At 49.5% G+C, this 12,860-nt stretch carries 16 protein-coding genes; all 16 read left to right on the top strand.

Features of this window, described 5'->3' with window-relative positions:
* Window positions 1–85 precede the first annotated feature (85 nt).
* The 16 genes from AB182_RS19165 to AB182_RS19090 all read left to right on the top strand — a co-directional run bounded on the left by AB182_RS19165 (window position 86) and on the right by AB182_RS19090 (window position 12,856).
* Window positions 86–379, top strand: coding sequence for a hypothetical protein (locus tag AB182_RS19165; RefSeq protein ID WP_047371489.1), 294 nt, complete (start codon window positions 86–88; stop codon window positions 377–379).
* The gene (locus AB182_RS19160; protein ID WP_139153713.1) at window positions 366–683 is read left to right on the top strand and encodes a hypothetical protein; all 318 of its coding nucleotides are present in this window, start codon (window positions 366–368) and stop codon (window positions 681–683) included. The genes AB182_RS19165 and AB182_RS19160 overlap by 14 nt, the downstream gene beginning before the upstream one ends.
* Window positions 684–691: 8 nt before the next feature.
* On the top strand, window positions 692–1,324 hold the full coding sequence (locus tag AB182_RS19155; RefSeq protein ID WP_047371487.1) for a glycoside hydrolase family 19 protein: 633 nt from the start codon (window positions 692–694) through the stop codon (window positions 1,322–1,324).
* Window positions 1,321–1,560 (top strand): DUF7940 domain-containing protein, encoded by a 240-nt coding sequence (locus AB182_RS19150; protein WP_047371486.1) that lies wholly within the window; start codon window positions 1,321–1,323, stop codon window positions 1,558–1,560. Before AB182_RS19155 ends, AB182_RS19150 begins: the two co-directional genes overlap by 4 nt.
* The gene (locus AB182_RS19145) at window positions 1,557–2,099 is read left to right on the top strand and encodes a lysis system i-spanin subunit Rz (protein ID WP_052958880.1); all 543 of its coding nucleotides are present in this window, start codon (window positions 1,557–1,559) and stop codon (window positions 2,097–2,099) included. The genes AB182_RS19150 and AB182_RS19145 overlap by 4 nt, the downstream gene beginning before the upstream one ends.
* A 282-nt stretch (window positions 2,100–2,381) precedes the next feature.
* Window positions 2,382–3,071 carry a Rha family transcriptional regulator gene (locus AB182_RS19140; protein WP_047371485.1) on the top strand — a complete coding sequence of 230 codons (690 nt, stop codon included), beginning with the start codon at window positions 2,382–2,384 and terminating at the stop codon, window positions 3,069–3,071.
* 97 nt (window positions 3,072–3,168) lie between these two features.
* On the top strand, window positions 3,169–3,648 hold the full coding sequence (locus AB182_RS19135) for a DNA-packaging protein (RefSeq protein ID WP_047371484.1): 480 nt from the start codon (window positions 3,169–3,171) through the stop codon (window positions 3,646–3,648).
* Window positions 3,635–5,137 carry a terminase large subunit domain-containing protein gene (locus AB182_RS19130; protein WP_047371483.1) on the top strand — a complete coding sequence of 501 codons (1,503 nt, stop codon included), beginning with the start codon at window positions 3,635–3,637 and terminating at the stop codon, window positions 5,135–5,137. Before AB182_RS19135 ends, AB182_RS19130 begins: the two co-directional genes overlap by 14 nt.
* Window positions 5,137–7,314, top strand: a complete 2,178-nt coding sequence (locus AB182_RS19125) for a portal protein (RefSeq protein WP_047371482.1) — start codon at window positions 5,137–5,139, stop codon at window positions 7,312–7,314. Before AB182_RS19130 ends, AB182_RS19125 begins: the two co-directional genes overlap by 1 nt.
* A 13-nt stretch (window positions 7,315–7,327) precedes the next feature.
* Window positions 7,328–8,236, top strand: coding sequence for a scaffolding protein (locus AB182_RS19120; RefSeq protein WP_047371481.1), 909 nt, complete (start codon window positions 7,328–7,330; stop codon window positions 8,234–8,236).
* On the top strand, window positions 8,236–9,522 hold the full coding sequence (locus AB182_RS19115; RefSeq protein ID WP_047371480.1) for a P22 phage major capsid protein family protein: 1,287 nt from the start codon (window positions 8,236–8,238) through the stop codon (window positions 9,520–9,522). Before AB182_RS19120 ends, AB182_RS19115 begins: the two co-directional genes overlap by 1 nt.
* A 41-nt stretch (window positions 9,523–9,563) precedes the next feature.
* The gene (locus tag AB182_RS32685; RefSeq protein ID WP_047371479.1) at window positions 9,564–9,836 is read left to right on the top strand and encodes a hypothetical protein; all 273 of its coding nucleotides are present in this window, start codon (window positions 9,564–9,566) and stop codon (window positions 9,834–9,836) included.
* The gene (locus AB182_RS19105; RefSeq protein ID WP_047371478.1) at window positions 9,820–10,323 is read left to right on the top strand and encodes a packaged DNA stabilization gp4 family protein; all 504 of its coding nucleotides are present in this window, start codon (window positions 9,820–9,822) and stop codon (window positions 10,321–10,323) included. Before AB182_RS32685 ends, AB182_RS19105 begins: the two co-directional genes overlap by 17 nt.
* Window positions 10,283–11,701 (top strand): packaged DNA stabilization protein, encoded by a 1,419-nt coding sequence (locus AB182_RS19100; RefSeq protein WP_047371477.1) that lies wholly within the window; start codon window positions 10,283–10,285, stop codon window positions 11,699–11,701. The genes AB182_RS19105 and AB182_RS19100 overlap by 41 nt, the downstream gene beginning before the upstream one ends.
* A complete protein-coding gene (locus tag AB182_RS19095; RefSeq protein ID WP_047371476.1) occupies window positions 11,701–12,390 on the top strand; it encodes a hypothetical protein in 690 nt (229 codons plus the stop codon). Before AB182_RS19100 ends, AB182_RS19095 begins: the two co-directional genes overlap by 1 nt.
* A gap of 7 nt (window positions 12,391–12,397) precedes the next feature.
* Window positions 12,398–12,856 carry a DUF2824 family protein gene (locus tag AB182_RS19090; RefSeq protein ID WP_047371475.1) on the top strand — a complete coding sequence of 153 codons (459 nt, stop codon included), beginning with the start codon at window positions 12,398–12,400 and terminating at the stop codon, window positions 12,854–12,856.
* Window positions 12,857–12,860: the final 4 nt, after the last annotated feature.

The following is a 12,860-nucleotide window of genomic DNA, read 5'->3' as shown; positions in this document are numbered from 1 at the left end:
TCCCGCCGTGGCGGGTTTTTTATTTGAGAGTTGGATACTTTCCGGCTCTGACTTTCATTAGCCACCGCATGGTGGAGACTACGCAATGGCAAACACGGAAATACTTCCGGCGTTGCTTCTCGCGCTCATCATGACCGTGCTCGGCTCACTGGCAAAGTATCAGATCCGCCCGCAGAGTGAAAAAGTCACCTTGCCCAGTCATATGGTCGTGTCGATCTTCGCTGGGACTATGATGGCGCTTTATGGCCTGGATAAACAATGGTCGCTCTATATTCTTGGGATGGGCTGTGGCGCTGCCGGTTGGCAGGGCGCTGCGGTGTTAAAGAAGCTGCCGTGGTTTAGCCAGAATGAAAATGGTGATGATTATGGCAAGAACTGAATTGAGAATCGGGCGATATATTATCGATTTCGTGCCGATTGTTTTTCTGGTATTGACCGCGATTCTTTGCAATCAGCTCAACGACTCAATGAGCAAGAGCGACGATGCAATGAAGTTGGTCAGTGACATGAACCGCCAGCGAACAGTAGCAGAGATGAGGGCATTAAAAGCCGAACAACAACTGGCTAACTCAACCGCGCAAAACTCGCCTGGTGTTGTGATTATCACGCCGGACGGCAAGGCAATACCAAGCTCTGAGCAACCAAAGCCAGTCAATCGTATTCAGCGCGAAGTCTCTTTCTGAGGTGAATCATGACCAAAGACCAGTTCACCCGCGCTACCGGGATTAGCGCATCTCTGGCTGACAAGTGGTATCCGCACATCATCAAAGTGATGGATGAGTTCGGCATCAATACGCCGCTGCGTGAAGCGCATTTCCTGGCACAGATTGGCGCTGAATCGAACGGCTGGCGCTCAGTTGTAGAATCGCTGAATTATTCAGTTGCCGGGCTGCTCATATTTGGTGATCGCCTTACTGCTGCTCAAAGAGAAAAGCTCGGACGCAAGCCTGGTGAATTAGCATTATCTCCGGCGCGACAGGCTGATATTGCCAACATCGTATACGGCGGTCGTTACGGCAACACACAACCAGGTGATGGTTGGAAGTATCGGGGTCGCGGACTGAAACAGGTCACATTTCGCGCTAATTATGATGCCTGCGGTAAAGCGCTTGGCCTCGACCTCGTAAACAATCCTGATTTATTGCTTCTGGACCAGAATGCGGCTCGTTCTGCTGGCTGGTTCTGGAGTGTTAACAACTGCAATTCATTTGCAGACAAAGATGACATTGTCGGACTGACAAAACGTATCAACGGCGGGACTAACGGTCTGGATGATCGCAAAGCTCGTTATAGCGTCGCTAAAAGCGTCCTGGTGGGAAAATGAAATTCATCGATAACCTTCCGCAACTGTGGAAAATGTGGTCAGTTCGCATTCTGGCTGTGCTGGCGCTGGTTGCTTCCGTGTGGGAGCAAATTCCGGATAGTGTGAAAGCACTCATCCCGGCGCAATATCTCGGCTACATCGTCGCTGGCGTATCTGTGTGCGGCATCATCGCCCGCGCTATCAAACAGTTTGATACGGCATCCGGAACTGATACCAGTGCAGACCAGCAAAAATGAATATCACCTCACTGTTTCAGCCTGGCTGGAAGTGGTGCGGGATTGCGTTGCTGTTGGGCGCTTTGCTTGGCGCATGGTCTTCATGGTGGGTGACTGACAATAAATTCACCGCTGATATTGCCACGCTGAACAAACAGCACTCTGATGCGTTAAAAGCGATTAGCGACGAAGCCACTAAGCAGACAGTCGATACGCTACAAAAGCAGCAAACATTCGCAAAAACTGTCTCAGCCAGCGACCAGAAAAACACCCAGGAGCTAAACGATGCTCTCGCTAAAAATCAGGCTCTGCGTGATGACATTACCACTGGCAATCAGCGCCTGCGGTTCGCAAACGCAAAACTTGCAACCTGTCAGCTCGCAGCAGATACAGCTAAACGCGCCAGCAGCCTGGACAATGCAGCCAGCGTCGAAATCTCTCCAGAAGCTGGACGAAACATTCTCGATATCCGCGCCGGAATCATCAGCGACCAGCAAAAACTGAAAGCGCTGCAAGACTATATCCGTGCAGGTCAGGATGCTGGCGTGATAACCAAATAAATAGATTGTGTACCCCGCAAGGATGGTGATCCGATCTGGCTGACGGGCAAGCCGTAAGTAGCCGAGCACCGCTGAAAAGCAGAGCGAACGCTGCGACAAGAATCATCAAAGCTCAGTCAGAAATGGCTGGGCTTTTTTATTGCTCCAGACCAGCGCATCCACCCGCGCTATCTCCACCGAGAGCCTTTCAGTAAGTGAGCCTGAGGAATGTCGTTATAGTCGGCGGACTCTCTCGGGCGGCACTTCCTGGTGGACAGGCTCATTTTCTAAAAGGTAATCGCAATGAAGAATCTCATTAAGCAAGTTAATGGTGTTCCTGTTGTTAACACCGATGTTGTAGCCAAGGAGTTTGGTCGCGAACATTTCCGCGTCATGAGTAGCATAGATTCACTCATCGCATCCGGGCATTTAGGAGCCTCCGATTTCAGAGCCTCCTCTTACATAAGTAAGCAAAACAAAGAAATCGCCTGCTATGAGCTAACCGAACGCGGATTCCTGATTGCGATGCCATTCATCGGCGGAGATAAAGCAAAAGACGGACAGGTCAGGCTGGTAGATAGCTTTATCCAGTATCGTGAGTTAGCCAAAAAAGAAGCAGCGATTCGGGCTGAACGGGAAGTGGCAAGGCTTGAATACCGGCCTATGACTGACGCCATTAAGCGGTTGAAAGAATCGGAAGGTAAAGCGCCAGAGCATTACCATTTCAGCAATGAAGCCGACATGATCAACCGAATCGTGTTAGGCAAGCCGTCTGCCAGATTCCGCAAAGAAAACGACATCGGCAAAGATGAAGCAATTCGCGATTACCTTACCGCTGAACAGATTCGAGCCATTACTGAATTACAGAGAGCGGACACCGTATTTATCACAATGGGTTGGACATTCGATCAACGCAAAGAGGCGCTGAAAGGTCTGTTTGACCGTAATCACCGCTTGCCGCTGATTGAAGAACAACACCGCCTGGCAGCATAACCACAAATTTGTGGTTTTGAGAGCCCATTTCACAACGGCTTTCCATTCCAAAGCTCATCTACGGGTGGGCTTGATAATGATTAACGAGGAAACAGATATGGCCGCTCCAAAGGGTAATCGATTTTGGGAGGCTCGCAGCAGCCACGGGCGAAACCCTAAATTCGAATCGCCTGAGGCGTTGTGGTCAGCATGTTGTGAGTACTTCGAGTGGGTGGAGAAAAACCCATTATGGGAGATGAAGGCGTTCGCATATCAGGGAGAGGTTACGCAAGAGCCCATCGCCAAGATGCGCGCAATGACTATTACAGGCTTGCTTTTGTTCCTCGACATAACAAAGCCAACATGGGCTCTGTATAAGGCTCGTGAAGATTTTAATTACGTCACTACGCGAGCAGAAGAAACAATCTACGACCAGAAATTCTCCGGAGCAGCAGCAGATCTGCTGAATGCCAACATCATAGCCCGTGACCTGGGCCTCAAAGAGCAGTCGCAAGTTGAAGACGTGACACCTGATAAGGGAGATCGCGACAAGCGGCGCTCCCGCATCAAGGAGCTTTTCAACCGTGGAAGAAATTGATGCTGTTCTCGACAAATTAAGCGAAGACGAGCAGATAGAATTGCTCGAATTGCTGGAAGAGGAAGAAGCGTACCGCAATACCCATCAGTTGTTTGAATATACGCCTTACGGAAAACAACGAGAGTTCATAGATGCAGGTTCAGAATACCCTGAACGGTGCTTCATGGCCGGTAACCAGCTTGGTAAGTCATACACTGGCGGGGCGGAAGTAGCATTTCACCTTACAGGACGTTACCCTGGCACAAATGGTTACCCTGATGATGGGATGTATGGCGGTGAATGGAACGGAAAACGATTCAATACGCCAGTTGTATTCTGGGTCGGGGGAGAAACCAACGAGACTGTAACAAAAACTACTCAGCGTATTCTTTGCGGTCGAATTGAAGAGAACGATGAGCCAGGTTACGGTTCAATACCGAAAGAAGACATCATCAGTTGGAAAAAGTCTCCGTTTTATCCCAACCTGGTAGACCATATTCTTGTCCGCCATCATAACGCCGATGGTGTTGTTGATGGCATGTCTATCTGCTATTTCAAGCCGTACTCACAAGGGCGTGCACGCTGGCAGGGTGACACTATACATGGAGTATGGTTTGACGAAGAGCCGCCTTACAGCATCTATGGAGAAGGCCTGACACGTACTAACAAGTACGGGCAATTCTCACTACTGACATTTACACCGCTGATGGGTATGTCAGATGTCGTTACCAAGTTCATAAAGAATCCGAGTAAGGCTCAGAAGGTTGTCACCATGACAATCTACGATGCCGATCACTACACGGATGAGCAGAAAGAACAGATTGTAGCCTCATATCCTGAGCATGAGCGAGAAGCCCGCGCACGTGGCATCCCAACAATGGGCAGCGGTCGCATCTTCCAGATACCGGAAGAAACCATTAAGTGCCAGCCATTCGAGTGTCCTGACCATTTCTACGTCATCAACGCCTGTGACTTTGGGTGGGACCACCCTCAGGCACATATCCAGTTATGGTGGGATAAAGACGAGGATGTTTTCTATCTCGCACGCGTCTGGAAGAAGAAAGAAAAGACGGCAACAGAGGCATGGAGTGCGGTAAAGGCATGGAGCCAAAAGATACCTGTAGCATGGCCTCACGATGGACATCAGCATGAGAAGGGTGGTGGTGAGCAGCTACGTACACAGTATGCCGATGCTGGATTCCTTATGCTGACTGAGCATGCAACATGGCCCGATGGTGGAAACGCAGTAGAGCCTGGGATAGTTGAGATAAGGGACCTGATGATTGAAGGTAGATTCCGCATCTTCAATACCTGCGAAGATTTCTTTGACGAGTTCCGTCTCTACCACCGCGATGAGAATGGGAAAATCGTGAAAATCAACGATGACGTACTATCCGCAACGCGGTATGGCTACATGATGCGCAGATTCTCCAGGATGATGCGAGACATCAAGAAACCGAAAGAAAAGAAAATACCCGCACCGATTAGACCAGTTTCCAGAGGACGATAATGGCTGACAACGAAAACAGGCTGGAGAGCATTCTGTGCAAGTTCGATGCAGACTGGACAGCCGGAGATGAAGCCAGAACCGAGGCGAAGAATGATCTGTTCTTTTCCCGAGTCTCTCAATGGGACGACTGGCTAAACCAGTACACCACATTGCAGTATCGGGGACAGTTCGATGTAGTGCGCCCGGTAGTGCGCAAACTGGTAGCAGAGATGCGCCAGAATCCTATTGATGTGCTGTATCGCCCTAAAGACAAAGCAGGGCCAGATGCCGCGGATACTTTGATGGGAATGTACCGTACAGATATGCGGCACAACTCAGCAAAGATAGCGGTAAACGTCGCTGTTCGTGAGCAAATCGAATCAGGCGTAGGTGCTTGGCGCATCGTCACTGAATATGAAGACCAGGACCCTACCAGTAATAATCAGATTATCCGTCGAGAGCCCATTCACTCTGCCTGTTCATGTGTGATTTGGGACAGTAACAGCAAGCAGATGGATAAGTCTGATGCTCGTCACTGCACCATAATTCACTCGATGAGCAAAGAAGGCTGGGAGGATTACGCAGAGAAAAATGGTCTTGATGATGACAATATCCCCGGCTTCCAGAGTCCGAACGATTGGGTATTCCCATGGATAACTCAGGACACTATCCACATCGCTGAATTCTACGAGGTGGAAGAGAAGAAAGAGACAGCATTTATCTACCAAGACCCTATCACAGGCGAGCCTGTTAGCTATTTCAAACGCGATATTAAAGATGTGATTGATGAACTGGCAGACCGTGGATTCATCAAGGTTGCAGAACGTCAGATTAAGCGTCGCCGGGTATATAAAACAATTCTGTCTTCGTCTGATATCTACAAAGACAAGCAGCTTATTGCAGGTGAACACATCCCAATTGTTCCTTGCTATGGCGAGTGGGGATTTGTAGAAAGCAAAGAGGTGTATGAAGGCGTCGTAAGGCTGACCAAAGACGGGCAGCGACTGCGCAACATGATTATGTCATTCAACGCTGACATAGTTGCCCGTAACCCGCAGAAGAAACCATTCTTTTATTCGGAGCAGATCTCCGGATATGAGCATATGTATAGCGGCACCGATGCGTACCCTTACTACCTGATTAACCGCACTGATGAGAATAGCGGAGACCTTCCTCCAACGCCTATTGCGTACATGGAAAGCCCGGAAGTACCTCAAGCAAACGCATACATGCTTGAGGCGGCAACCAATGCAGTGAAGGAGGTTGCCACTCTTGGAGTTGATGCAGAAGCGGTAAACGGCGGGCAGGTAGCATTTGACACTGTAAACCAGCTAAACATGCGCTCCGACCTGGAGACGTATGTGTTCCAGGATAACCTGGCTACCGCAATGCGCCGTGACGGTGAAATATACCAGTCTATGGTAAATGACCTTTATGACGTTCCTCGCACCGTGACGGTCACCCTTGAAGATGGCAGCGAGAAAGAAGTTCAGTTGCTTACTGAGATGGTTGATCTGACAACTGGCGAACGTGTTGTTCTCAACGACATTCGTGGTCGTTATGAGTGCTACACAGATGTTGGCCCGTCATTCCAGAGCATGAAACAGCAGAACCGTGCAGAGATTCTTGAATTGCTTGGTAAAACCCAGCAGGGTACTCCTGAGTATCAACTCCTGTTGCTCCAGTATTTCACATTGCTGGATGGTAAAGGAGTTGAGCTTATGCGTGATTACGCTAACAAACAGCTAATCATCATGGGAGCCAAGCGACCTGAAACGCCAGAGGAGCAGCAATGGCTCATTGAATCTCAGCAGGCCAAACAAGGCCAGCAAGACCCGGCAATGGTTCAGGCACAGGGCGTTCTTCTGCAAGGTCAGGCAGAGCTTGCTAAAGCTCAGAACCAGACGCTTTCACTGCAAATCGACGCAGCTAAAGTTGAAGCCCAAAACCAGCTTAATTCAGCGAAAATTGCAGAAATATTCAACAACATGGACCTCAATAAACAATCCGAGTTTATAGAGTTCATCAAGACAGTTGCTTCATTCCAGCAAAACCGCAGCGAAGACGCTCGCGCCAATGCTGAGCTACTCCTCAAAGGCAATGACCAGACGCATAAACAGCGCATGGATATTGCCAACATCCTGCAATCGCAGAGACAAAATTCACCTTCCGGCAGCGTAGCCGAGACACCTCAATAAGAGAGAGTTAATTATGTTCGATACCACCGAAACTCAGGGCTCTGAGGGCCAAGTCGTGCACGTCGATAATGCGGCGGCATCCGCAGTCGATACTAATTCACATGCCAGTGAAGAGGGTGTGCATGATTCCGGATTTGAGATTGTCCTGAAAGACGATGAGACGAAGCAAAAACAAGACCCGGCAACTAACGCGCAATTTGCACAGCGTCGCCTTGAGCGCAAGCGTCAGCGTGAGCTTGAAGCACAGGCAGAAGCAGTCAAGCGCGGAGATTTGCCGGAGAACATCCGGGTAAACCCTGAGTTACCTCCCCAGCCAAATGCTAATGACTTCTTCTCTGATGAAGCCATGGCTAAATATGAATACGACCAGACTCGTGCACTTGCAGCATTCCAGCAGGCCAATAACGAATGGCTTGTGAAAGCTCAGGATGCTCGCAGTAATGCCGTGGCTGAGCAGGGGCGTAAAACTCAGGAGTTTACTCAGCAATCAGCGCAATACGTCGATGCTGCTCGTAAGCACTATGACGCAGCAGAAAAACTCAATATTCCTGATTACCAGGAGAAGGAAGAGGCATTCATGCAGATTGTTCCGCCACAGGTTGGCGTGGACATCATGCGTCTTTTCCCTGAGAAGTCTGCGGCGATCATATATCACCTGGGTTCTAACCCGGAGAAAGCCCGCCAGTTGTTGGCGATGGATGGGCAGTCAGCGCTGATTGAACTCACTCGACTATCTGAACGTTTAACTCTCAAACCTCGCGGTAAGCAAGTTTCCTCCGCTCCTGCTGCTGATGTTCCTGTTACTGGAGATGTAACTGCGGCCAATAAAGCTGCACTACAGAAACAGATGGATGCAGCGGCAAGTAAGGGCGATGTGGAGACTTACCGCAAGATTAAGAAACAATTACAAGGAATTCGATAATGGCTCTTAACGAAGGTCAAATGGTGACGCTGGCAATTGATGAGGTGATCGAAACTATCACCAGTCTGACGCCGATGGCACAGAAATCGAGCAAATACACCCCTCCTGCTGCTGAAATGCAGCGCTCCAGCAATACCATCTGGATGCCTGTAGAGCAGGAGTCTCCTACTCAGGAGGGGTGGGATCTTAGCGGACAGGCAACTGGCATTCTGGAGCTTAACGTTCCGGTAAGCCTGGGCGAGCCTGATAACGATTTCTTCCAGTTGCGTGCGGACGATCTGCGTGATGAAACGTCATATCGCCGTCGCATTAACTCAGCAGCTAAGAAACTGGCAAGTAACTGTGAAGTGAAAATTGCCAATCTGGCGGCTGAAATGGGCTCTCTGGTCGTTACCAGTTCTGACCCTATCGGCACAACTGCTGGTAGCGGATGGGATTTCGTTGCAGACGCAGAAGAAATCATGTTTTCTCGCGAGCTGAACCGCGATTCCGGTTTGTCTTACTTCTTTAACCCGAAAGACTACAAGTCGGCAGGTCATGACCTGATTAACCGCGACATGTTTGGTCGAATTCCGGAAGATGCATACAAAGACGGCACGATTCAACGTCAGGTGGCTGGATTTGATGATGTGCTTCGCTCTCCTAAACTGCCAACTCTGACGGCATCAACTGCTACCGGACTGACTGTTAGTGGCGCACAAAAATTCCAGCCCGTTGCATGGGACCTGGATGCTGACGGCAACAAACGAAACGTAGACAATCGTCTGGCTACCGTAACTCTGTCAGCCACTACCGGACTGAAACGCGGCGATAAAATCAGCTTTACCGGAGTGAAATTCTTATCACAGATGGCGAAGAACGTTCTCACCCACGACGCAACATTCTCTGTTGTTCGTGTTGTTGATGGCACTCATATTGAGATCACTCCGAAACCGATCGCACTGGACGATACCGCTCTATCTCCTGAGCAGCGGGCCTATGCCAACGTCAATACGTCTCTGGCTAACACCATGGCAGTTAACGTGCTGAATACCGCAACAGCGCGTACAAACGTGTTCTGGGCTGATGATTCAATCCGTATCGTAAGCCAGCCAATCCCGGCTAACCACGAACTGTTTGCTGGTATGAAAACTACCTCTTTCAGCATTCCTGATGTGGGTCTGAATGGCATCTTCGCAACGCAGGGTGATATCAGCACTTTGTCCGGCCTGTGCCGTATTGCAGTGTGGTATGGCGTCAATGCCACCCGCCCTGAATCAATCGGGGTGGGCCTGGCTGACCAGTAATAAAGCAAGGGGCTTCTGCCCCTTTATTTTTGGAGCGCGTAATGACACAGATGGTATATCGGAAAGGTAAAAACAAGGTATGGAAAGGCGTTCCCTACGATTGGGAAATCATCGATGAGGATGAATTGCAGGAATATCTGGATGCGGGATGGCTTGCGCATCCTGATGACCTGCTGAAATCTCCTGATGAGCCTGAGCCTGAACCTGAGCCTGAACCTGAGCCTGAGCCTGAGCCTGAGCCTGAGCCTGAGATTAGAGAGCGCAGAAAGCCGGGGCCAAAACCTAAGGCGGATAAAGATGCTGATAGCAACTAAAGGCGATCTGGTAAGGGCCGCGCTACGTAAATTAGGAATCGCGTCAGACGCCGCCCTTACCGATGTCGAACCGCAATCAATTCAGGATGCGGTTGATGACCTCGAATCAATGATGGCTGAGTGGTATCAGGACGGGAAAGGTATTATCACAGGCTATGAGTTTGCCGACCCTGATAATCCGCCAGCAGAAGGTGATGAACACGGGCTTAGGTCAAGAGCCGTTAGTGCTGTCATCCACAATCTTGCATGCAGAATAGCGCCTGATTATGCACTTGAAGCAACAGCAAAAATAATCACCACAGCGAGAAATGGCAAAGAACTTTTGTATAAGCAAACTGCCATTGCGCGAGCTACGCGTTCACCATATCCAAATCGCATGCCAATTGGCAGTGGAAACAGCTTTGCCACCCTGAACGGCTGGCATTTCTTCCCAGGAGAACAGCAAGATGCCGATTCAACAACTCCCGCTGATGAAGGGAACTGGTAAGGATTATCAGAATGCTGACTACATCGACTACCTTCCTGTAAACCTGCTGGCAACACCCAAAGAGGTGCTAAACGCGGCAGGTTATATGCGCTCATTCCCTGGCATAGAGAAGCGTGATGATGTGAGTGGTGTATCACGTGGTGCTGAATACAACATTGCTCAGGGTGCTGTATATCGCGTTTGCGGAGGAGGTTTGTATAAGAGCAGCGATCTGATTGCAAATGTTGGTGGTATAGGTCGCGTTTCAATGGCGCACAGCCGCACAAGTCAGGCAGTAATAGTGGAAGGCCAGATTGTTATGTACCGGTATGACGGTTCTACAAAGGTTATGGAAAACTGGCCTGCATCAAGCAACTATACCCGCTATGAAATTGGATCAGCAAGAGACATTATCCGCGTTAGAGGACGATATATCTGGTCAAAAGATGGCACGGATTCATTCTTTGTCTCTGACCTGGAAGATGAAGCTCATCCAGACCGAAATAGCGCTGAATATCGTGCTGAATCCCAGCCTGATGGAATTATAGGGATGGGGGCCTGGCGTGATTTTGTGGTGTGTTTTGGTACATCAACCACTGAGTTTTTCTCCATTACCGGGGCAACTACTGCGGGTTCGGCTATTTATGTAAACAACCCGTCATATTTTGTTCCAAAGGGCATCGCCGGTACGCATTGCAAATGTCAGTATCTTGATGCATTCGCCATTATCAGCAATCCTGCAACCGGAGCGCCGTCAGTTTACCTGATGGAATCAGGTCAGGTTAAAATAATCGCCACGTCCAGTATTGAGAAGATAATCCGCTCATACCCCGCAGATGAGCTTGCTACTGGGGTGATGGAGTCTCTGCGATTCGACTCGCATGAATTGCTCATTATCCACCTGCCTAACCACGTGCTGGTATATGACGCAGCAGCAAGCCAGAACGGGCCTCAGTGGTCAGTATTGAAGACTGGTCTCGCCGATGACGTATATCGAGCTATCGACTTTTTCTATGAGGGAAACACAATCACCTGCGGTGACAAGTTTCACGCAGTGACAGGGCAGTGCAAATTCGACGTATCCAGTCAGTATGGTGAGAGGCAGGAGCATCTATTGTATACGCCGTTATTCAAAGCAGACAATGCACGGTTATTTGACCTTGAGCTTGAGTCATCCACTGGTGTGGCACAACTGGCAGAGCGGATGTTTATATCCGCCACCACTGACGGCATTAATCACGGCAGAGAGCAGTTGATATCATGGAACACTCCATTCCGCTATGACCAGAGATCGATATGGAAACGCATAGGCAGAGTGCGAAAAAACATCGCTTTCAAAATTCGAATAGTGACCGGTTCTCCCGTCACACTATCAGGATGCCAGGTAAGGACTGAATAATGTCATTGAATGAGCCAGTAAGAGTATCAGCGGTCACATTAAGTGCCTCATCACTTCCTGATGGCCTGTCTGCTGCATATCAGCAATACATCCTTAGTCAGTCACTTGACTTCACTAACGTTGCCGGAAAGGCGAATGAAGCTGGTCAGGGTGCCTATGATGCGCAGGTGAAGAACGAAGAGCAGGACGTAAGGCTGGGTGATATAGATACCGAGCTTGCCGATCATGAATCAAGGATAACTGCTAACGAAGTTGAACTGGCAGGCCATGAGACAAGAATAACGGCAGCAGAGACCACACTCACCGATCATGAAAACCGAATAACCACCGCCGAGGGGAATATCACATCCCTGTCAGTCCGGATGACGACAGCGGAAAACAAAATCACCACAATACAGGGTGATTACGTTTCCAAATCAGTAACGACGCTGCAATCAATGGCATCACCTGTCAGCGTTCAGTCATATTACGCAATCAACGGTACTCAAGTTGTTGGCCCAAGAGCGTCAGGATGGACGGCGGCAACAGGTACTGCACTGCTCGGAGCTTTTAACTCCAGCGCAACCTACTCAGTAAGCGCAACGTACACGCAGGCAGAAATAACCGCTATCGCAACAGGACTTGTCCAGGCAAGGCAACGCATCAAAGCGCTAGAAGACATGCTGCGCACCCACGGTCTGATGAACTGAGGTAAATATGATTATTTTCACGCCAACACGCAACATCGACCTCATTGAGTCCATTGGTAATCACCCCAGCATCATTGCCGGGAGTAACAACGGTGACGGCTATGACTACAAGCCTGATACGAAATACTTCGAAGTTAGCGTGCATGGGCAGTTTGGAGGCATCGTCTATTACCACGAAGCGCAGCCATTCACCTTTGACTGCCATGCAATGTACCTACCGGAAGTTCGCGGATTCAGCAAAGAAATAGGTCTTTCTTTCTGGAGGTTCATTCTTTCCACCACTCAAGTGCAATGCGTAATGTCATATGCCGCACGAAAATTCAGGCACGGACAGATTTACTGCGTGATGGTTGGACTGCAACGAGTAGGCACTATTCGCAAATACTTTAAAGGTACCGATGATGTGACGTTCTACAGCGCAACTCGCGAAGAACTTACAGAATTCCTCTCGCATCACACCAGATAGGTAA

The sequence above is a fragment of the Phytobacter ursingii genome, from assembly GCF_001022135.1.
In the GTDB taxonomy this organism is placed as follows: domain Bacteria; phylum Pseudomonadota; class Gammaproteobacteria; order Enterobacterales; family Enterobacteriaceae; genus Phytobacter; species Phytobacter ursingii.
The sequence above is the reverse complement of the archived record's forward strand: the minus strand, read 5'-3'. Positions and strand labels throughout refer to the sequence as shown.

Excerpts from the sequence above, each read along its gene's own strand:
- AB182_RS19165 (WP_047371489.1), top strand. The coding sequence starts at position 86 with ATGGCAAACACGGAAATACTTCCGGCGTTGCTTCTCGCGCTCATCATG.
- AB182_RS19160 (WP_139153713.1), top strand. The coding sequence starts at position 366 with ATGGCAAGAACTGAATTGAGAATCGGGCGATATATTATCGATTTCGTG.
- AB182_RS19155 (WP_047371487.1), top strand. The coding sequence starts at position 692 with ATGACCAAAGACCAGTTCACCCGCGCTACCGGGATTAGCGCATCTCTG.
- AB182_RS19150 (WP_047371486.1), top strand. The coding sequence starts at position 1,321 with ATGAAATTCATCGATAACCTTCCGCAACTGTGGAAAATGTGGTCAGTT.
- AB182_RS19145 (WP_052958880.1), top strand. The coding sequence starts at position 1,557 with ATGAATATCACCTCACTGTTTCAGCCTGGCTGGAAGTGGTGCGGGATT.
- AB182_RS19140 (WP_047371485.1), top strand. The coding sequence starts at position 2,382 with ATGAAGAATCTCATTAAGCAAGTTAATGGTGTTCCTGTTGTTAACACC.
- AB182_RS19135 (WP_047371484.1), top strand. The coding sequence starts at position 3,169 with ATGGCCGCTCCAAAGGGTAATCGATTTTGGGAGGCTCGCAGCAGCCAC.
- AB182_RS19125 (WP_047371482.1), top strand. The coding sequence starts at position 5,137 with ATGGCTGACAACGAAAACAGGCTGGAGAGCATTCTGTGCAAGTTCGAT.
- AB182_RS19120 (WP_047371481.1), top strand. The coding sequence starts at position 7,328 with ATGTTCGATACCACCGAAACTCAGGGCTCTGAGGGCCAAGTCGTGCAC.
- AB182_RS19115 (WP_047371480.1), top strand. The coding sequence starts at position 8,236 with ATGGCTCTTAACGAAGGTCAAATGGTGACGCTGGCAATTGATGAGGTG.
- AB182_RS32685 (WP_047371479.1), top strand. The coding sequence starts at position 9,564 with ATGACACAGATGGTATATCGGAAAGGTAAAAACAAGGTATGGAAAGGC.
- AB182_RS19105 (WP_047371478.1), top strand. The coding sequence starts at position 9,820 with ATGCTGATAGCAACTAAAGGCGATCTGGTAAGGGCCGCGCTACGTAAA.
- AB182_RS19100 (WP_047371477.1), top strand. The coding sequence starts at position 10,283 with ATGCCGATTCAACAACTCCCGCTGATGAAGGGAACTGGTAAGGATTAT.
- AB182_RS19095 (WP_047371476.1), top strand. The coding sequence starts at position 11,701 with ATGTCATTGAATGAGCCAGTAAGAGTATCAGCGGTCACATTAAGTGCC.
- AB182_RS19090 (WP_047371475.1), top strand. The coding sequence starts at position 12,398 with ATGATTATTTTCACGCCAACACGCAACATCGACCTCATTGAGTCCATT.